General features: G+C 41.9%; 23 protein-coding genes. 4 read left to right on the top strand and 19 right to left on the bottom strand.

The genetic code is table 11. The features are described from left to right. Positions 1-19 precede the first annotated feature (19 nt). From AC3WTJ_RS22450 to AC3WTJ_RS22430, 5 genes are all read right to left on the bottom strand, one after another. Positions 20-1,261, bottom strand: coding sequence for a PBSX family phage terminase large subunit (locus AC3WTJ_RS22450; RefSeq protein ID WP_492523728.1), 1,242 nt, complete (start codon positions 1,259-1,261; stop codon positions 20-22). Continuing rightward, on the bottom strand, positions 1,254-2,093 hold the full coding sequence (locus AC3WTJ_RS22445) for a phage terminase small subunit-related protein (RefSeq protein WP_492523727.1): 840 nt from the start codon (positions 2,091-2,093) through the stop codon (positions 1,254-1,256). The genes AC3WTJ_RS22450 and AC3WTJ_RS22445 overlap by 8 nt, the downstream gene beginning before the upstream one ends. Before the next feature lie 79 nt (positions 2,094-2,172). Continuing rightward, entirely contained in the window at positions 2,173-2,400 is a 228-nt protein-coding gene (locus AC3WTJ_RS22440; protein ID WP_492523726.1) for a hypothetical protein, read from the bottom strand. A gap of 152 nt (positions 2,401-2,552) precedes the next feature. Then, positions 2,553-3,992: a PAS domain-containing sensor histidine kinase gene (locus AC3WTJ_RS22435; RefSeq protein WP_492523725.1), complete on the bottom strand. Its 1,440-nt coding sequence runs from the start codon at positions 3,990-3,992 to the stop codon at positions 2,553-2,555. A 446-nt stretch (positions 3,993-4,438) separates the two neighbouring features. After that, positions 4,439-4,597 carry a Spo0E family sporulation regulatory protein-aspartic acid phosphatase gene (locus AC3WTJ_RS22430; protein WP_492524029.1) on the bottom strand — a complete coding sequence of 53 codons (159 nt, stop codon included), beginning with the start codon at positions 4,595-4,597 and terminating at the stop codon, positions 4,439-4,441. A 287-nt stretch (positions 4,598-4,884) separates the two neighbouring features. Here AC3WTJ_RS22430 and AC3WTJ_RS22425 point away from each other — a divergent pair, with 287 nt between their 5' ends. Both AC3WTJ_RS22425 and AC3WTJ_RS22420 read left to right on the top strand, forming a co-directional pair. Next, positions 4,885-5,229: a hypothetical protein gene (locus AC3WTJ_RS22425; RefSeq protein ID WP_492523724.1), complete on the top strand. Its 345-nt coding sequence runs from the start codon at positions 4,885-4,887 to the stop codon at positions 5,227-5,229. A 229-nt stretch (positions 5,230-5,458) separates the two neighbouring features. After that, positions 5,459-6,085, top strand: a complete 627-nt coding sequence (locus AC3WTJ_RS22420; RefSeq protein WP_492523723.1) for a CBO0543 family protein — start codon at positions 5,459-5,461, stop codon at positions 6,083-6,085. Between the two features lie 134 nt (positions 6,086-6,219). Here AC3WTJ_RS22420 and AC3WTJ_RS22415 read toward each other — a convergent pair whose 3' ends face one another. From AC3WTJ_RS22415 to AC3WTJ_RS22395, 5 genes are all read right to left on the bottom strand, one after another. After that, positions 6,220-7,509: a DNA modification methylase gene (locus tag AC3WTJ_RS22415; protein ID WP_492523722.1), complete on the bottom strand. Its 1,290-nt coding sequence runs from the start codon at positions 7,507-7,509 to the stop codon at positions 6,220-6,222. Between the two features lie 128 nt (positions 7,510-7,637). Next, positions 7,638-8,255 carry a hypothetical protein gene (locus tag AC3WTJ_RS22410; RefSeq protein ID WP_492523721.1) on the bottom strand — a complete coding sequence of 206 codons (618 nt, stop codon included), beginning with the start codon at positions 8,253-8,255 and terminating at the stop codon, positions 7,638-7,640. 54 nt (positions 8,256-8,309) lie between these two features. Then, positions 8,310-8,507, bottom strand: a complete 198-nt coding sequence (locus AC3WTJ_RS22405; RefSeq protein WP_492523720.1) for a hypothetical protein — start codon at positions 8,505-8,507, stop codon at positions 8,310-8,312. Positions 8,508-8,596: 89 nt separating this feature from the next. Next, on the bottom strand, positions 8,597-9,172 hold the full coding sequence (locus AC3WTJ_RS22400; protein WP_492523719.1) for a hypothetical protein: 576 nt from the start codon (positions 9,170-9,172) through the stop codon (positions 8,597-8,599). 121 nt (positions 9,173-9,293) lie between these two features. After that, a complete protein-coding gene (locus AC3WTJ_RS22395; protein ID WP_492523718.1) occupies positions 9,294-9,845 on the bottom strand; it encodes a sigma-70 family RNA polymerase sigma factor in 552 nt (183 codons plus the stop codon). 227 nt (positions 9,846-10,072) lie between these two features. On the opposite strand from AC3WTJ_RS22395, the gene AC3WTJ_RS22390 reads away from it, so the two are divergent. Together AC3WTJ_RS22390 and AC3WTJ_RS22385 are read left to right on the top strand one after the other, a co-directional pair. Further along, positions 10,073-10,324 (top strand): MerR family transcriptional regulator, encoded by a 252-nt coding sequence (locus tag AC3WTJ_RS22390; protein ID WP_492523717.1) that lies wholly within the window; start codon positions 10,073-10,075, stop codon positions 10,322-10,324. A gap of 635 nt (positions 10,325-10,959) precedes the next feature. Continuing rightward, the gene (locus tag AC3WTJ_RS22385; RefSeq protein ID WP_492523716.1) at positions 10,960-11,226 is read left to right on the top strand and encodes a hypothetical protein; all 267 of its coding nucleotides are present in this window, start codon (positions 10,960-10,962) and stop codon (positions 11,224-11,226) included. A gap of 78 nt (positions 11,227-11,304) precedes the next feature. On the opposite strand, the gene AC3WTJ_RS22380 is transcribed toward AC3WTJ_RS22385, so the two are convergent. The 9 genes from AC3WTJ_RS22380 to AC3WTJ_RS22340 all read right to left on the bottom strand — a co-directional run bounded on the left by AC3WTJ_RS22380 (position 11,305) and on the right by AC3WTJ_RS22340 (position 20,068). Beyond that, entirely contained in the window at positions 11,305-11,661 is a 357-nt protein-coding gene (locus AC3WTJ_RS22380; RefSeq protein ID WP_492523715.1) for a hypothetical protein, read from the bottom strand. Positions 11,662-11,678: 17 nt separating this feature from the next. Next, positions 11,679-12,602, bottom strand: coding sequence for a ubiquitin family protein (locus AC3WTJ_RS22375; RefSeq protein WP_492523714.1), 924 nt, complete (start codon positions 12,600-12,602; stop codon positions 11,679-11,681). A 3-nt stretch (positions 12,603-12,605) separates the two neighbouring features. Then, entirely contained in the window at positions 12,606-13,100 is a 495-nt protein-coding gene (locus AC3WTJ_RS22370) for a hypothetical protein (RefSeq protein ID WP_492523713.1), read from the bottom strand. A gap of 171 nt (positions 13,101-13,271) precedes the next feature. Beyond that, positions 13,272-14,669 (bottom strand): replicative DNA helicase, encoded by a 1,398-nt coding sequence (dnaB, locus tag AC3WTJ_RS22365; protein WP_492523712.1) that lies wholly within the window; start codon positions 14,667-14,669, stop codon positions 13,272-13,274. Continuing rightward, positions 14,647-15,048: a replicative helicase loader/inhibitor gene (locus tag AC3WTJ_RS22360; RefSeq protein WP_492523711.1), complete on the bottom strand. Its 402-nt coding sequence runs from the start codon at positions 15,046-15,048 to the stop codon at positions 14,647-14,649. The genes dnaB and AC3WTJ_RS22360 overlap by 23 nt, the downstream gene beginning before the upstream one ends. Continuing rightward, entirely contained in the window at positions 15,008-15,949 is a 942-nt protein-coding gene (locus tag AC3WTJ_RS22355) for a helix-turn-helix domain-containing protein (RefSeq protein WP_492523710.1), read from the bottom strand. The genes AC3WTJ_RS22360 and AC3WTJ_RS22355 overlap by 41 nt, the downstream gene beginning before the upstream one ends. Before the next feature lie 60 nt (positions 15,950-16,009). After that, positions 16,010-16,162: a DUF6906 family protein gene (locus tag AC3WTJ_RS22350; RefSeq protein WP_492523709.1), complete on the bottom strand. Its 153-nt coding sequence runs from the start codon at positions 16,160-16,162 to the stop codon at positions 16,010-16,012. 190 nt (positions 16,163-16,352) lie between these two features. Beyond that, complete coding sequence (locus AC3WTJ_RS22345; protein ID WP_492523708.1) at positions 16,353-18,899, bottom strand: sbcc family protein; 2,547 nt, start codon at positions 18,897-18,899, stop codon at positions 16,353-16,355. After that, positions 18,896-20,068 (bottom strand): metallophosphoesterase family protein, encoded by a 1,173-nt coding sequence (locus AC3WTJ_RS22340; RefSeq protein ID WP_492523707.1) that lies wholly within the window; start codon positions 20,066-20,068, stop codon positions 18,896-18,898. The genes AC3WTJ_RS22345 and AC3WTJ_RS22340 overlap by 4 nt, the downstream gene beginning before the upstream one ends. Between the last annotated feature and the right edge of the window lies 1 nt (position 20,069).

Here is a 20,069-nt window from a genome sequence, read left to right as displayed (position 1 = left end):
TATTCACCTCCAAACATTATTAATCAAATGAAACTCCTGATCCCTTGCGAATCTGCTCCATGGCATAACGCAGCGCATCCATTGCATGGTTAAAATCATCAATTGGCCTATTTAAGAAGCGCCCTGTTTTATCCTGATCCCATACGTAACTGGACAATTCCATGCTGACATTGGGACAACGAAATTTATGCACGATGATCTCATACTGCTGAAGATACTGAATACCGTTGATTACACTGTCTGGTCCTTTCTCCGCAGCACGAATCCGATTAATCCCATAACCCCTAATCTCATCGATGGACTTAGGCTCCGAAGAATCCGCAATAATCTTTTCCTTCGAGTAGCTTTTCTTCTTGATGATTTCAGCAATTTTATCATTGGTCAGAGCCCCCTCGTAGTGTTCATCAAAGATGTAGATCTTCTTCAAGTCCTTATTGACCAGGGCAGCCACAAAGGCACTCGGGTCATTCGTGTAACCAAAATCCAAACCGAATATGGCTTTGTAGCCGGGCAGCTTGGCGATATCTCGCCATTCAAACTCTTCTTCACACCAGTTCTCGAAGATGGCGCCTTCCGCAATCCCCCAGTTGCCCTCACCTTCAACGCGGTAGCGCTTCGGCTTATGTTTCCTCATCCATTCGAATAACTCTCGGTCATCGTCTCCTAGGAACTCATTGCATTGAAACGTTGTTGTTAGAGCTAATGTGTTAGGATTTGGCACATCAAAAAAACGCTGCTTTAACCAATGGCGCTCATTCCAAGGGTTAAAAGTCAGCGTTAATTGTTTGAAATATCCTTCTGGTAGTTCTCCACGGATAGACATGTCGATCTTATCAAAGTCATCCTCGTTTAATATCTGATAGGCTTCTTCAAACCAAGCCCAGCACAAATATCCCGTATCCACAGTAATTGAAGTGATGGACATCGGGTCATCTAGGCCGCGGAATAAGATCTTCTGGCCGGTCGGCTTATATGTAGCCTCGAGTGGGCTTTTCTTAAACTGCCATAGGTGAGCTACGCCTAATCGACGTGTGGCCCATTTAAGCTGAGCAAACGTAGAATCTTTATGTGTATTGAACGTTTTCCGAATAACGAGTGTATTTGCAAGTGGCAGCTTCATCATGTGATAAATGTGCCATAGCGCTGCAGTAACACTTTTCTTTGAACCACGGCCACCTTTAATAACTCGGTACCGACCACGAAACCGCCAGAAGTCTACATAACCCTTGCCAATGGTCTGCTGCAAGCTAACTTCACTCATGCAGGTCATCCTTAAATACGACTGGATCCACAATAGTATTGTTGTTGAGAGTATTCACTTCGGCTTGCAGCTTCTGAATTCTAAGATCACGCTCAGTATCTACAAATCGGTTCTTTAATTCAATTGCCTTTAACTTCTTATCCTGGACCCTAGTCAATGCTTCCTCCAGTCGAAGAAGGTCATCGATTACCCTGATATCTGATTCCTCAATTTTCGTCGTAACCAGCTTATCTATTGGAACAACCACACTTTTGGTTTGACCTGTCTTTTCATCGTGAATGGTCTGAACATCCTTAACAGTGATTCTCTCTTGAAGGACCTTCCGCTGCTTCTCAGATAACGCGTTACGAAAATTCTGGATCCGCTGCAGCATGCGTCGTTCCCTAATTGAAAGAAGTGTGATTGCCTCGTCCGCTTGTCTAATCGGGTCAGTCTCCACCTGGCGAGCCAGCTCTTGTTCATCTTCTTCAAGCGTATCCATCCAAATGGATTCGAACTCTCCGGTAGTGACTGCTTTCTTATTGCCAAGTGGCCCACCATGACCTCCACGGTTGCCAAGAGCATTTTTACTTCCTTTAGGAGCACCGCCTTTATTACCAACGGCATTCTTATTACCTAAAGGAGCACCAATTCGTTTAGTAACGTTACCTTTCTTTTCATTAGTAACGTTACCTTTTAATGAAGCATCCCATTTGTCTTGGCTCTTCCATTTCCGAATCTGAGTTTCTCCAAGGCCGAGCTCTGCGGCAAGGTCTTTAAGTTTCAGTTTACCATTACTCTCGAGCCATATTTGTTTAGCTTTATCCCTGTCAGGACTGCGTTCTCTTGGCATTACATATCACCCACCTCCGGAACAAAAAAAGAGTCAATTCGACTCTTAGATTAATCAATGTCAATTGTGTCAATGTACACTAAAGTTCATCTTTCTGCAGCTCTAGATCAATCTCAATCAACTTCTTTAGATCCTCAACCGACTTGATTTCGATTCGACCATCCTGGAAGTCCTTCACCCAGCGAGCAATGCCGGCCTGAATGATTTTGCGATACTTTGACTTGGATTCAAGGATACCTTCTATTAATGCTAACTCATGCTTGAGTAACAACTCTTCATTCTCTTTGTTCGTATCTTCATCTTTCAATTGCGAACACTCCCATCATCCGTTAAAATGAAAAAGAGATCATGCGTTCGTATGACCGTGGCCACGGCAAACATGATCTCACCGGGAGTGTTCCGGTATCAGAGGAGGACGTTAGCGCGTCCTTCTTTTTTTAGGTCTATTATCATTCAGATTCAGTATTTACCGATTGGTAAAATAACTTCTACCACTGTCCCTTTCCCAACTTCACTTTCGATTCGCATAGTCCCCTTATGATTTTGAATGATCCTCATAGAAACCATTAATCCCAACCCTGTTCCTGTTTCTTTTGTAGTAAAAAAAGGATTTCCAATCTTGGTCATTTCTTCTTGTGGAATTCCATACCCTGCGTCGGTAATTCGAATGTTTAGTTTATTGTTAATTTGCCTTGCTTGTATGAGCACATCTCCGCCTTCAGGCATTGACTCAATGGCGTTCTTTAAAATATTTATAAATACTTGCTTGATACTGCTTTGACACTGAATGAACGGTAAATGGGCATCGAAGTCTTTCTTTATTTGAACGTTATATAGGTTTGCTTGTCCTTCAAATAACCTTGTAACGTGATTTAATATTTGTACCATGTCACTTAGCTCATATGCCTCAGTTGAAGGTTTAGCTAGCACTAAAAGCTCACTGACAATTCCATTGATTCGATCTATTTCAGATATCATGGTATCATTACGTAATTTCTTTGTACCATCAATGTCCTCTTTCATATACATTTGAATAAATCCTCGTAAGCTAGTCAATGGATTTCTAATTTCGTGAGCGATCCCAGCTGCAAGTTCTCCAACTAGGGAAAGTTTCTCCGATCTGCGGATTAATTCTTCGGAATGTATTCGTTCTGTTATATCACGTCCGATGCTGATAACATGTTGAATATCTCCTACAGTATTTCTTATCTTTTTAGAGTGTGCTTCATACCAAATATAATGTCCGTCTTTATGGCGAAGTCGAAAAACTGATATTATGCTATCAGTTTGATCGGAATTGCCCTTCCTTAACCAGCCATCATTCAAATCCTCTGGATGCCATAGTTCATAGACATATTTCCCGATAAGTTCATCTAGCTCATATCCGATTTGGTTACGGATAGCTGGTGAGACATATGAGATAGTCCCTTCTGGAGTTAAACGCAAAATAGCGTCCTGTGAATGTTCAGAAATAAGCTTGTGTAGTTCTTCAATCTTCTTGAACTCTTCTTCATTCTTTTTTTGTTCTGTTATATCTACAATCTGAGAAATAGATATGTCAGAACCATTGAGTCCCTGTTGGTTCCTTACCATAGTAACATTTAGAAGCCCCCAAATAGTGGCCCCAGATTTATGTATGTACCTCTTTTCTAATTGATAACCATCAATTTCACCTTGTATCACTTGACGCCACAATTTCTGATCTGCTTCTAAATCTTCAGGATGTGTGACAGATGGAACACCGAGATTTATTAATTCATTTTCGCTATATCCTAACATTTTGCAAAATGATGGGTTAACCTTAAAAAGGTTTCCATCTAAAGATATAAAAGCTACTCCAATTGGAGATTTTTCAAATGCACGTAATAGAAGACTATGGTCATTGAAGTGAGAAAACATCTGATCCTCCGTTTAACAGTTACATAAATAACCCGACAAAGGCATTATAACAGCAAATATCAGTTAATAGTATCATTGATTTTACAAATTACTTATTACAGTTTTCTGCATCTAAGGTCCTCTGCACGTCTATCTCGTCACCAATATCTAGTCCTTCTTTTTAAATAAAAAAACTCAATCCAAATGGAATGAGTTGCTTCTCGAATGTTCATCTATGGTATGGACAGAAAAGGTAATTTGATTATTACACCAGCCAGCATAATATAAATATGAATTCACATAGTGGAAGCCCGATTTAAAGATTAACTCTTGATCTGAATAGTTTCTAATATGAATTTGTTCACATTGAACACAGAAATAGCAATTCATAGTCATAAATCGCCCTCCTTGTCTATTTTATTATAGACAGAAGTATATGCGAACAAAAGGGTACTAAGAACACTAAATCAAATTTTTATGATTTTGTTATTTAACCTAAAATGAAACTCATTTAATAGTATATCGAGCTCCTGTGACTTGCATACGATTACATCACTATTCATTGAGATACCCTCCAAATACATATGAACCAATTGTTGTCTAAGTGTCTCAATTTCTTCTGTCAAACTAGCAAGGTCCAAATCAATTTGCCCCTTCTTGTTGATTTTGGGACTATTTTACTATTACTTCCTTACTATGACAACCTTTATTTTTCCAAAAAATATTTATAAGAAAAGGGGAGCAGTTTGCAGCAGACTTTTGTCCGGTGACTGAGAAGGACGTTAGTGCGTCCTTCTTCTTTTGCTATGATTAAGAATATAAAAAAGACCGCCAAATTAAATAGGCATTCGCACTGTCTTAATCTCCCCTCCTTGCATTAAATATCTAATCATAACGAAGGAGTTGATTCAAAATGGCAATAAGTCCTCCCCAAACATTGAAGGGGAATTACAAAAAAGTGCCTCTCACGAGATTCCGCTATGTGAAACCTACTCAAACACTCACTCGTTTTACAGTAATATGGGCTAATAACAATGGTGTACCTTTTAATACGACAGGATTTTTTGCAGTACTCCGGCGTACGAATGGAACTTTCGTTCAAGCGGTCAATTTCGATCGTTTTGGCACAGCCGTTTTCTTCGCCGTTCGCACACCGACCAACAGGCCTTTTATCCTCCGCACATTCAGAAACGACGGAACACTATTCCGTGTCCGGTCCGTACCCTCCGGTGTCTCTTCGTTTGTAGTAATCGGATAAGTGAATGTCGGGGGCTCCCCGGCATTTTTTAATGTATTTATTAATTATTCCATATGTTGTTTATAAATTCATAGCCTGTCGATGGAAGCCTACGGTATATCTTAAAACGCACATTCAGCCAGTTGTCACCAACTTCTCCCACTAATCTGTCATGTTCATTGCATGCAGATACATACACACCTACCCATTTGGTTAAATTAAGTAAAACAAATCAAAGGCGGGAACTGAATTGGGAACTGATCAATCCAATAAATTTGAACAAATACATAAGTTACATGAACGACTTTCAAATGCAACAGTAGATTATTGGGTTGCCTACTCTAATTTAAATACTTGGCAGTTCTGGCTTCTTCTTTTCTTAATAATACTGCCGTTAGTTGCCCTGTACTTTCTGATAGATAGAAAAAAGGCATTGCTTATTGGGTTCTTTGGATTCAACATTCATGTATGGTTTCATTATTCAGATGCCATTACTGCAACTAATGGATTTGTTGATTATCCATATAAAGTGATTCCCTTCTTATCTTCAAGTACAGCCTTGGATACTGCATTAATTCCTGTTACATCTATGCTTCTTTATCAATGGATTGTAAACAATAAAAAGAATTTTTACTTATATGCTACAGCTTATTCTTTTATTGCATCTTTTCTATTCAAACCTGCATTGGTGACTTTTGGGCTTATGAAACTTTATAATGGAATGAACTTCTTTTACATCTTTCTGAATTACCTTCTAATTTTTGTTATATCAAATTGGATAACTAAATTTTTTATGTATCTTCAAAGGAAAGACAAATACCCATTTGAAAATCTAAAAATAACCCGACTCTTTAGCGTAAGAAAAAAAGCAAAATAGTTAGAGTTTGGCTAATAACTTCCCCCACGAAGCTTCTATACTTGGGTCATATGCTTAAATTTTGAGCTGTGGCCTTTTTACAGTTCCACCATCTCTATCGCTAATCTGTTCATGTTCAGCTATTTAAATGAAAATCATGCAGCCTCCGCTCGAACTAAAAGCACCGGCTCAATCCCCGTCCACTCATAGAATCTCTTCTTAATAACATCACAGAATACCGGATCTAACTCCAGAGTCCTGCACGTCCTGTCCATCTGATCACAAGTCATAAGCGTAGAACCGCTGCCGCCAAAAAAGTCTAAAACGATGTCACCTCGTTGACTGCTATTCCCGATCGGTATCTGTAGAAGTTCAAGCGGCTTTTGTGTTGGATGAACATACTTTGTTACATCACCACGGGACACTTCCCAAATGGACTCAGGCTCCGGCAGCTCCTGGGGTAAGCCGGCTTTCCAAATAGTCGTCTGCTTCCGGTCCCCGTACCAAGCCGGCGACTTACCTTTCAAATGTGCATAAAACACAGGCTCATGCTTATAACGATATTGAGACCAGCCAAATGAAGCAGCATTCTTTGACCAAATACACTGTGACCTAACAACAATGCCAGCCGCGTTCATAGCGTCCTCAAACTCCCGCTGATATGATGAAGGATGAAATACATAGATGGCCGCTTTTGGGTCCATAACCGAAGCGTAACAAGAAAAAACAGAATTCAAAAAGCCCGCAAACTCCTCTGCGGGCATATCGTCATTCATTATTGTTCCTCGACCATTTGCGGCCAACCTGGCCGAATCGCTCTCCACTGCCACGTTATAAGGAGGATCAGTAACAACCAGTGCCGCCTTGGCGCCCTCCATGAGTTTCTGAACATCTTCAAGCTTGGTTGCATCACCACACACCAATATATGCCTGCCGAGCTGCCACACATCGCCGTACCTGGTCTCTGGTTCCTTGATCTCATCCAGGACACGCTGCACATCGAACTCATCCTCCTGGACCGGGGTAATGAGCTCGGTGTCCGAATTTAATCCAGGAAGCAGTTGATTTAGCTCATCCATTTGAAAACCGGTTTGTAAGGACAACTCCTCAATCGAATAATGAGCAGATAGCTCCTCCAAGAGCGATGCGAGCAGCTCCTCATTAGTTCGGCCACGTAAATGACTGAGACTGATGGTTAAGAGCTTAGATTCCTCATCACTTGACTCCACAACAACGCAAGTAAGCTCTGTGAGCCCTGCCTCATTAGCTGCCTTCCAACGCTTCTCCCCCTTAACGATTGTCATATCACTACGGACTAGGATCGGCTGCAGCACACCGTGTTTCCGAATGCTCTCAACTAAAGATCTGTATATATGTTCGTCCATCTCATTTGGGTTCCAGCCGTTCGGGTTTATATTATCAAGTGTAATGGTTTTGATTCTCAAATCAGTTCCTCCTTAAGTAATGTCGGATTTAGAATACCCTGCGCTCATTAACCTCAATTATTGGTGGCAAGTGTACGACAAAAAGAGCCGCATTTCAGCGGCTCTAGTTAAAATAAGTTCAACCATCATTATCTATTCACCTTATATTTTATTATATCGGGGTGAATTCTCTCTAGTTCTGAGAAAAATGAGTTGTTGTTTCCAGAAAGAAATAAATATTCATGGTTGGAATATTTACCCCTCATTCTATCTACCCATTTTTTTTGATTTGGCTTGCTGAAAAGAATTGTCACTGATTTAAAAGGCGTTGTAGATTCCTTAATATTCATAATTCTAGCAATATCTTGTAATACATCATTAATTGATCCTCTTATTTCAAATCTATTAATATCTTCTTTATGCTCAAGTAATACCGGCAATGTCAAATCATTTGGCTCTAAATAACCTCCACCAAATTGAGATTTTATTGAGAGCCCAAATAAAACTATGTCATCTTTTTCAATAGTTATATCCAACTCTTGGTTACACCCATTTATCCCTTTGTATCTTGGACACCAAAAAATATTAATTCCAGTTTTATTCGACTCACCAAAGTAATATTGGAGAAGTCTTACAATAATTTGTTCTGTTTTATTATAAGTTTTCTTAAACGAACAAATTTCATCACAAGTAATTTCTTGTTTCAACCAATTCCAATAGTTAAGTTCGGATAAGTTATTTATATCTTTGCCACCATAAGTTCTCATAGAATCCATCCTTTAGTTTATAGAAGATAACCCTACAAACTTTTTAATAGATCTTTATGTATTAGCCCAGAAGAAATCTTTATGCCCAGCTGCTTGCTTTCTATCCTCAATTTGTTGTCTAATAGCACCTTCAGTTCGGTTTAAAACATTAGCGATCGTAGGGGCAATCAGCGTCATTTCTTGTGGTGTAGCAATCTTCTCAGTAATCCAGTCAAGTAGCTTCTTTTCATCTTGCGTGTAAAGTTTTGCCATTTAAAATCGCTCCCTATTTTTTTATTTAACATCTTGTTGTCGATAGAACTCAAAGAAGAGGAGAAAACACAGTTCATTCCTCTAGTTTATTAAAGTTCTTCCATAACTCCTGACCAATTGCTGTAGAACTTACTAAAGTTATAGTTAAGACCTTCGCGATCATCGATCCACGTATCATTTATGAAATTCAAGTAAAAATGTATTTTGCCAGCTCGATCAACCTTTTTTTGATTTACCCACTCTTGAAATCCACTTTTCGTGATTACAAATGCATGAAATGTTCCGTCATGGTCTTCAATTACAAAGAAAGTTACTGGATAATCAGTTTGATTTTCATCTAGCACTATCCAACCAGATGGTATCCCCTCTCGGTGTGACTTTGAGGTCCTAATTAATGTATTTATAGTGTTAATGCCATCAGAGATAGTGAATTTTGTTCCAGACGCGCGATTACCATTTGTAAAAGTTAGTTCGGGGTAATTCTCACTAATATTCTTTTTCAGGTATTCTCTAGCTGTAGTTAAGGAGATCTTCTCATTGTCAGTTTGTGGATCGATATTACTTAGTCTTAATTTTAAGTCCTCTACTTCAATTTTAAGTTTTTCTACTTCAGAACTAAGCTTACCTATCAATGTAAGTACCTTTAAGTCCATTTCATCTGACATATATTACCTCCTCCTTAATTAGAATTATACAGGAAACATTTTCAAAGTCAATTATATTTTTTATTGTTCTTAAAATATTTTTAGTAATTCAAATTCCCCAAGCTTATTGAAAAGTAAAAACCTATCCCACGAGGAATAGGCTGTTTTGCAAATCAACCGATATTTTCTTCTGTGCCCGCGTCACATAAACCTCCACACTACCTTTACTAACCCCAAGCATCCCAGCAATCTCACTAAATGAAAAACACTCTCCATGCGCCAACACATAACATTCTCGCTCCCTATCGCTAAGCCTAGACAATGCATCCTCAATCTGAAACCTCTGCCAGTCAGAAAGATTAGCCGGGCTGCCCGCCGAACTCTGTGTGGTGTACGCCTGCATCCGGACCGGATCCATTAGTTTCTCTCGCTGATACGCAGCCCGCCGCTCAATCCCCCGTTTATTTCCGGGCCGGCGCCCACTTTCAAGCCACTCAATCGTCCACTCACAATCAGCAACCATCTCATTAATAATCCGCCGATCAGCCTGCAGTTTTGAAAGTTCATCTTGTTTACTAAGAATACTTTCTTCTTGCTGCTCAATCTCTTTAATCTTACTTGTCTTCTCAGCAGCTACCTTTCTCAACATAGCCGCCGTTTGTTTGTATCCTTTAGATAAATCATTGCATCCCATTTCCTCACACCTCCGCAGTGTGTTAATATAGGTAATAGGAACATATGTTTGATCCTCCGTGATTCTTGCAAGGAGTCGGGGGATCTTTTTATTGTTTTCTTTGGAGTTACTTAATAGATTGGATTGTTCCCATTATAATTCTGGTAAAACTTGTATTAATTTTATTATTTAGAAGCATACACTGAATTATGACAAAACAATTCACTTTGAAATAGGTTGGTGTCACTATGAAGTACCGCTTATGCGAACTACCTGAGTTGTTGGAAATACCCAGAACTACAATTAGAAACTGGTTAACTATCTTCCATGAATTCATACCCACTGTTCACCAAGGAAAGTCTGTTTTTTACGATCAACATGCTGTGTCTGTCTTAAAAAGGATTCGTTTTCTTCGAGAGCATTTATACTCGCATTCAACTATCAAAGAAATCTTAATGGAAGAAGGATATGAAACTGTAGTTATAACTTCCGTTATTTGAATTTTTCTTTCAACTCCCCCCTTTCTTCACTCACGCAATATTCATTGGTTTTTGCTTCAAATGAACGATCATACTCTATATAACAACAATGCGGAACTTCTTCGATAAAGTCTTGCATCTATTTGCTTGTATACTCACATCAACACTCCTTTAAGTTCCTTAATATCCAGTCGATTTTCCCCATTAGCTCTCATGTTTTTCAACGAATAATTCATCTGATTTAGTTACAATATAAGACTTATAATCGTAATGAACTGAGAGGTAAAAAAAATCATGAGATGTATCTACTGTGACAATGTGAAGCAAATAAAAGGGAAAAAAAGTAAATTCTTTATTTGTAGTGCTATTACCAAAAACCGATAACAGTTTTATCTTTGAGCGATATTTTAGACTCTAAATGTTGATCACAATTCTTAAGTAATGGAATATACTGTAATCGTCAACTCTCATCCTTTTCACCACTTCATCGGTCTGTACGATGGAGTGGTTTTTTATGTCTTTCAGTTGTGATTCTTGCAAGGAGGCGTGGGATCGTGCTTTTAAATCGTGTAATATGCCCAATTAGATAAAGTCAAGCATCCAACTTTCACAATTCTACATAGGTTGATGTATCAAAATTTGGAGGAGATTGCTCAATGAGTTACAATCAAAATCTAAATCAACATCACCAGCAACACCACATGCAACACCATCAACAACATCCACATCAGATATTTCACCATCACCACTTCCATCATGTGATTACTCATCCAGGTCAACATCCCCATTATCAAACCCCAATGCCGTATCATGGAATGCACCAAGGTCAATGGCATGGTCAACAGGGAGGATGGCAAGGAATGCCTTATCCAGGTCAACATCAAGGCGGAAATTGGCAAGGTGGACGCGACGATAATCAATAAAATAGCTTAGTATGTTTGATGTGTATTAAATTGACTAATCCTCTGCGATACCAAAATATTACACGCAGAGGATTTTCCTTATTCGTTTACTCTCATCATAATTTCATTTTTCAGCTGCTTATACGTCTCAATCAACTCCGGATCACCGCGTTCAAATAATACTTCTTCATTCGGAGCTCCGTATACATGACAAAGAGTTTTTACTGCTTCCTCCGCTTGCTCCAATGTTGGTTTTGTATTTTCAATAAGTGCAAAGTGTCGATTGAGCGAAGCAAATGCAGCCATGCTGTCTATCGGTTTGATTAACTGTTCATCTTCTACCGAATCACTATCGATCTCAGCATCCGGAACACCTGCCGGCCGTTCTTCCTCTATACGTAGTGCAACACCATACTCATTTCGCTTAACCCATAAAAGCTCTTTTTTCCATTTCATATCTTATCCCTCCCTTTTTATGCGGCCCCGTTCTCTCCATCTAAAACAGATTTAATACGTTTCTTATACTCGCTCCAATCGGCAGACAACTTACTTGAACTTATCTTTAATGATTGTGCAATCTCCATCCATGTCTCACCATTACGCTTGCGAGTAAGAAGCTCTTTAAAGTCATACGGCAAATCTTCAAACACTGGGCCATCTCCACCTAAAATAAAGTTCTCCAGCTCGTCTTTGCCGATTTGACTACTCTTCTCTCCATTACCCGAAACAGCCTCTTTTTTATCTTCTTGAACCACAGGTTCAGTAAACTCGACAACTTCACCTTTAGAACCTTCTGCAGCCGTTGACTCACGCTTCTCTGCTGAAGTCTCACTTTGCCCTCGCCTCCAGTCATCCCACTTCGTAGCAAGCGGTGCTACTCTCTTACGGTACTCATCGAGCATTACCGACAGCTCACCCAACGTTATATTTAAATCAGCAGCAATCTTGGCATATCCTGTACCATCATAAAAACGTTTAAGAATCGATGTGAAGTCTAATGTTAAATCCTCATGCAGCGGAGCAAGACCGCTGCGGATAAACTCATCAATTAGTTTACGATCAGCTTCTTCGGTTTCTTCTTTCGTTGGTATTTTCTCGGCTGGAATTCCAAGATCCATTTCAGCCTGTTCGCCCTCTGATTTCACTTCTGATACAACTCCACTTACATCAACTTGATATTCACGGACCGGCTTGTTCGTCCTGGCATTGAGTGTAACGTTGTACTCCACAACTAAACTATCTAAGGAAAACCGTACGTTCTTCTCGATCATCTTACGTAGATGGAAATAATCTTCTCTATTCTCCAGATCCTCAGTAACTTCAATTTGAATGAGAAGCTTTCCACCCTTCTTCATATTTGCATTTACGAGAACACCTTCAGCTTCAATATAGGCCATGAACTATCTCCCTCTCACTTTCTTAATGACATCTCTTTGAAAAGCTTTCAGCTTTACTGTTTCTTTAATGGCCCTAGCGATTTGTGCCAGGATAAACGCATCTCGGACATTGTCGCTGCCGTTTCTAAATCCCCAGAGCTCATAGATCGGAATAATAAGATCTTCTTTAGAGCAGTTCCCCTTGCACCCGGCGAAGTTCTTAAGCTGCCCAGTAGCAACCTCGATGTATGTAATGCCTCTCTTGAATAACTCCATCCGAACTCCCCAGCCAATTCCACCGAGCATAGCCATTCGATTGGCCTGCGCATATGCAAAATCTTCTATGCAGACAACATCTTCTGGGCCTACCAAGTGAACAATACGATCGATGAGTTTGACCATTCGTTCCGGGTCTTTTCCTGTAACTTCAACTTCCTGAGCGTCCCAGACATCACCGTACTCATCTAGTGCGACTAACCCTGTCTTGGTGGAAGTGTCAATGCCTACATATCGTGCCATTGTTTAGCCAGCCTTCCTGCAGATGAGTCCATTGCGAACTTTCTTGAGAATAGCGATGTACTTTTCATCCATCACATAAACCTCTCCGATAATGTTCTTCCCTTGAAGAACCAAGTACCGGTATTTATTCTCGAACAGCGGATCCCGCGTGTTTTATCGCTCCTCTCGCACTTATGCCCAGCGTCGTTTGTTATTGCCTGATACTGGCTGCACTTTCGGTTTATCAAGTACACTTTGATGTGATCTATCCAGGTTAACGAATTTGTTAAAATTCTTCTGAAAAGCAAGCTCAACCGTTCCAACCGGGCCATTTCGTTGTTTAGCTATAATGATTTCGATGATATTTTTCTTCTCTGACTCCTTGTCGTAGTAATCATCCCGGTACAAGAAAGCCACGATATCTGCATCCTGCTCGATGGATCCGGACTCCCTAAGATCGGACATCATTGGTCGCTTATCCTGCCGCTGCTCTACACCACGGCTGAGTTGCGATAATGCAATGATCGGAACATCCAACTCCCGAGCTATTTGCTTGAGCGTGCGCGATATCTTGGAGATTTCCTGCTGTCGGTTCTCGCTACGACCAGATCCGCTGATCAGCTGAAGGTAATCTATGATTATGAGTCCAAGTGATCCCGTTTCTTTCTTAAGCTGTCGACAACGGGTTCGAATCTCATTTACCGTGATCGAAGCACTGTCGTCGATGTAGACATTAGACCTCGACAGCTCGCCGATCGCCATGGTCAGCTTTTCCCAATCGTCGCCCTCCATCATTCCGCTACGCATTCGACTGGCTTCTATCCTGCCTTCCGAAGAGAGCATTCGCTGAACCAATTGCGTAGCGCCCATCTCCAGACTGAAGACTGCAATTGTTTCACCGCTTGTCGTGCCAGCGCTCTGCGCAACGTTCAAGGCTAAAGCCGTCTTACCGACTGACGGACGAGCTCCGACAATGATCAAATCCTGCCGTTGGAATCCTGAGGTCTGTTTATCCAGGTCAACAAACCCAGATGAAATGCCTGTTATACCCCCGGGATTCGGGTTCGCATTGTTCTTTTCAACTTGCTCAAACACCTGCATGCTGACTTGATCGATCCGTTTGAATCCGCCTTTCTTGCTGGCAGATCGTTCTGCAACCTCTTCAGCCACAGCCTGCGCCTGAGCCGCCATTTCCTCGGCCGACAGATCATTGTTTTGGAAAATCTTCTGCATCCCCGCTCGAGTCTTTCGCTCCAGTGCGGTATCAAGTACGATCTTGGCGTAATAGTCCACGTTGGCCACCGTAGGAACTGCACTAGTCAGTTCCGATAAGTACCCAACGCCGCCAACATGTTCGAGTTGCTGACGCCGCTGTAAGTGCTTGGTGACGGTTAGGAGATCAACAGGTGTATCTGTCTCTGCAGCGTCATAAAGCTCAATCATGGACTCGTATATGACCCGGTGCTTGGGCTCTATGAAGTCCTCTGGCAACAGCCGCTCAGAAACGACCGACATCGATTCATTCTCGGTGAAAATGGCCCCAAGGACAGCCTGCTCAGCGCTCAAGTCATCGTTCATTTCGTGCTGCATATGCTCGGATCGCCTCCAACCTCTGCTCGTATGGCAAACTCATCATGGCCTTGATGTGATCAGGAGGCCCAACGGAAGTCTTCAACCACTCATCACGTTTTGCCAAGAACTCTTGAGCTGATCGCTTCATCGATTCGTGATACAGCTCCTCTTCTGTCTGCAAGGGTTGCTTGAGCTTACCGATACTTGGCGGCCACTGCTCGGCGCTGTCCGAATGCCGGCGCAAGTTCTCTGCTGCCACTTCGAAAGGGGTGCTTTCCAGATCCTCCAGCCATTCATCCACCATGGTCTGCAGTGACTGCAAATCATTCGGGATTTGGAACCCGGGGTACTTCCCCTTAATTTTCTTGAGCAACTGCGTGACTTCCGCTCTGTTCACGCTCCAGTTCCTCCCTTGCGATTTGATCTAGCATGGTAAAAGCTTGTTCTTGCTTGGTTTTATGAGCCTTGCCCGGGGCGACTTCACCTGACGACACAGGGATAGTTTGGGCATTCTCATTTCTCCAGGCATCCCAGATCCCGTTTTCGTAATACAGAAAACTGGTTGGAAGCTTGAAGCTATTCCCTTCACGTTTGCGCTTGTCCTCAAGGAGGAGCTCCATAGTTCGGATGGTAAAAGGGTTAGGCATACCTCCGGCGACCATCTTACCCATGGCTTCGCGCTCTTTCGGTTTAACGTGAATGTCAAACTTGTGGTTAAGCTGGCAATAAGCATCCAGCAATTGCATTAATGGGTTTTTCTTTTCAGGTTCAAATTCTGGATAAGTAATAGTAGTAGTAATAGTATTAAGATCTTTAAAGTCTTTTAGATCTATCATTTTTGATAGATCACTCTCATCTGATCTATCATTTTTGATAGATCTCTCGCCATGATCTATCATTTTTGATGTATCACTTTCGCTGTGATCTATCATTTTTGATGTATCACTTTCGAGTGATCTATCATTTTTGATGTATCTCTTTTTATCCATTTCTTTCTTATTTTTGGCAACTTTTATGATCTCGCCGCGGGCTGTTCTGACTGAATTTATGTATCCTCGACTCTTCAAATTAGCCATATTTCTTTGAACTGTGACCTGGCTGGAACCAATTTCTTGCGCGATCCTCTCATGATTCACCGGTGCGCCGCCGTGTACAAGCCCCCAGCGAGCTCCGTCACCATCTTTTTCTTCATCGGTTATGGCATCAATGCACCAGAGGAATTCCCAGATTGCCGGGCCAATGCGATCACGATGTTCAAAGAGCCCGCTGGAGACAGGAATTATGTGATTGTCAGGCATTCATGTGTCATCCCCTCCCGCGGGCTCCTCTGTTAGTTACTGCTATCAGTTGACGTAACCCTATGCAGGAATAACTTTCAAGTCCTTGTTATCCCGATGAAGGATATGTAATTCATTAGATAGGTTCTTCATAACCAACCAATCCTTTGGATCTAACTTGGCTGCAATCATAGCTACTTGCTGCTGCCTTGTTGGCTTTTTTCCATTCTTCAAAGTGTTTGCCTCCGATCGTCTCTCAAATAAATATCTGGGTACTTTGCCCGTACAACGGTGAACCCAGGATAGGCAACTGCAAAATACGCAATAACCTCTTTTTTAAATGCATCAGGTTCCTTATCTAGCAGTTCCCAAATTCGTTCACTAACTCCCGACCTCATGAGTGGTGGCCCACCCCCAAGCTTGTTCATGCTACTTTGACATCAATGCCGGCATCTGTATTTTCAAAGAAAATCTGTTGTTCAAATACAGCCTGCGCTTCTTCGATATGCGTAATGACAAGGACCTTCTTGAATCGATCTGCTACCGCTTTAATGGATTCAAGAACCAGCCCGCGGTGCTCAGCATCTTGAGAACCTAATCCCTCATCAATCGTTAGCCATTCCACTTTACTGCCAGCACGCTGCGCTAGGAGTTCAGCCAGAGCAAACCGGATGGCATAGTCGATACGAAGCTGCTCACCACCTGAGAACGTTTCGTAAGGCCGCTCAGACGTCCAATCGCCAATCATGATATCTAATGTCTCCTGGACTCCATCCCGGCTTTTCAACTCACGCTGCGTTTCAAAACGAATATAGTGCTTACCTTTAGACATCTTGCCAAGAATTTCATTTGCTATATGCTCGAGCTGGGGAACAGCATTTTCAATGATTAATGCAGGAATCCCATCGCGACCAAAAGCACGAATTAAAGTCTGATATCTTCTCCACTTTTTAGCCTTTGGCTCTAGCTCTTCCGCCAGCTGCAGGCGAGACTGTTCATCCTTTTCCAGTGAAGTCAGTTCGGTCTTCAGTCCACCTATTTGTTCGGCAAGAGTATGTTGTCGATCCCTTAGCTGCTGCAGCTCACGTTGAATGATAGGCAGCTCCGATACAGCAGAATCCAACCCCCGTGTTTCCAATAGAAGCAGAGATCGTTCCTCCTCAATTGTCGTTTTGCTTTCTGCTTTTCTTTCTAATTCGATATCAATAGCTGCTATGCGAGCAGCAGAGCTTTGTTTAGCTTCACGTGCTGCTCCTATTTGGTCTTTTAAATTTGCCCAAGGTTGGAGATTGTCCAATCGTCTACAAAGTGCTGGTAGTAGTGCTAGTGCTTCACGTAAAGTGTCTAATTCACTTTGAGTATTTATTTGTTTTAGCGTTAGCTCTTCTATTTGGCTATTTAACCGGGAACTTTGTTCCTGCAGGCTTATAAGAAGCTCTTCTTTCGCTTGCATCTGGCCCGCCTCTTCTGCCATTGGTCTGAGTTCTTCAATCCGTACTTTTAATGCCCGGTGTGCAGCAAAATCATAGCCAATCTCTTGTTGTTTCTCCGTCAGGCTGGTTATTTGTTTATTTAATGTAGTTAATTTTGATAAGTCGATGTTGTTCAATTCTTCATGCTTTCTAATCAACACTTGTTTTGCATCTTGAGCATCCGATAGAAACAAGCAGGCCGCCTTCGTGTCGTCAATACAATTCGAATCGGTGAGCATTAAAGTCTTGGACTCAAGCATGCGAACTTCTGATTCGAGCAAGCTCTTTGTCGTGTTAATCCTTGACTGCTCCGCGCTATAATCAGCTCGAACATCCAAGATTTCCTTTTCAATGGAATCCCACTCTTCGGCGAGCTTCTCCATTTGCTTCTGTTGTAAAGTAGCAGCCGTATATTCATCTGCCTTCGCCAAAAACAACTCACGGCTCTGCAGCAACTGCTGCACGTTTCTGATCCTGTGATCAAGTGGTGCAATCTCATTCTTAATATTCGTGATAGACTTTTCCATGTTCCCTAGTTCAATCGATAATCTTTCCTGCTCTGGCCACCTTGCCTCAAGCGCCGTGATCTGCTCTTTGACTTGATAAAACTCATCCGTACTTGCAAGAATCTCAGATTCTTTAGATAGGATTTTCTCAGCACGCCCTAGTTTTGCGACAAGACCTTCTTTTTCAATGTCGAACGGCGCGATTTCCTTGGAAATTAAAATCAATTGTTTATTAAACTCCGCTGCCTTTTCAGCTTTAGTCTGAAGCTCACGAATCTTCTCTTCCTGTTGTCTCAAATCGTTTTCTTTAGCGACTATGAATGCTTTTATTGCTCCGGTCTCCTGATTCAAACTTTCCAACAATTCAGCTTTGGATGGCTTCAGTTTTAGTCGTTCATCGAGCTCGGCTAGTTTGTCTTTGGCCTTCTCTATCTCCAAATGCAGCCCTGCTGCCTTTTGCCTAGCAGCCTCCTGCAAACGATCATAAATATTAAGCCCCAGTATCTGTTGCAGGATCTCTTTACGTTTACCAGCAGATTTACCTGTAAACTCATTGGCCTTACCTTGCATAATCATGCTGGACGCTGTGAACGTTTCATCATCTAGATTCAAGAGATTGCGGATAACAGCCTCCGTATCTTTGATTTTCTCTGCAGACTTACTTTCCCACTTTGCACCGATTTGCTGTTGAAACTCTAAGGTACTCTTACCATTCCCCTTAAGTGAACGGGTTCGGATGGCACGGTAATTACTTCCTTGATGTTCAAAAGTAAATGTCACAGCCATTTCTTGAGTACCCCGCCTTACAAGGTCGTCCATGCTCACACCCTCAATCACATCACCAAACAAGGCAAATCTTGGTGCCATAGTGAATCCCGAGCTCTTCCCAGCACCATTTCTTCCACAGATCGCAGCGATCGTCACATCAGTAAGATCAATGTTGGCATATGGGATTGCACGAAAATTTATTAATTCAAGCGTAAGTGGATTCATACAATCGCCTCCAGTAACTCAGTAGTTAGTGCCTGCAGCACACTTATCTCCTCAGCATCAATTGATTGATTCTGTCCCCACTTAGACAACGCCACTTGGGGGCCGAGGCTTTCCGTAACCTCAACATCACGAACCCGGTCTGAACGTTCAACATCTGCTTTAATCTCGTGGACATAGAATGCTCCTGCGTCATATAGAGATTTTTCCAAAGTCCTACGATCGAACCGTTTCTGAAGGTCCTCGCTGCAGGTGTATTGAATCCGGATCACGGTATCCTTAACAGTTGAAAACTCATCTACCTGTCCGTCCAGCCAAGCTTCAATGTCCATATCGCACCAGTCAATGGTTTTAAATCGACGTGAAGGAGTTTCAATAAATGTTGATGCAAAAGTTCGTGTTCCAGTTAATTGATGAATCCAAAAACCCGGCTTTGTTTTCTCATCACCGAAGTTATGCCGCTCAGGGGCACCGCTGTAAAAGACATTCCTGCCAGCCTGCTGCGGTCGATGGATATGACCGAGGGCAACCAGATCGAACAACTGAGCAGCTTCGTCGGTTAAGATAGGTTCATTCATCAACAGCACGTCTTCGAAGCCTGTGTCAGCCAGGTCAAACGTTAAATGAGACATCAAGAGCTTAGTTCCTGAACTATAGGAAACCAGTCTAGAACATTCCTCATATATCCAGTCCGTCATCTTTTGATGAAACTCATTTGGAGGTAAATCTTTAAACTCCTCTTTTGTGGCAAACTGGCTGCGATTCATACCCGGCAAGCAACTTATCGATAATTCGTTACCCGGGGACCCAAGAACGAGCCCGCCAGGAGAAGTGAAGATTGTAGTGTTAGGGATGTGCATTTCCTTAATAATCTCGTAAGCAGATACGGCATCGTGAGAAGGAGTTCCACTAATGACGACCACCTTACACCCTGCATTACTTAATCGCCTTAACCATTGAGTAAATGCAGCAATCTCGACGGTTGCGCGATCTATGAACACGCGGGCATCCTTGAATGCATCACCAGCAAAAAGTACAACCTCGCAGCCTTCTTCAATAATCCGATCGGCTACCCAATCCATGACTCTGGTTATATCTTGAAAACGAGCATAAGGATCCGGACCCGGATAACCGAGTCCCCAGTGACTATCTGCAACATGGGCTATTTTCAAT

Source organism: Paenibacillus sp. FW101-FHT12H11 (genome assembly GCF_058790355.1).
This window is presented reverse-complemented; position numbering and strand designations above follow the sequence as displayed.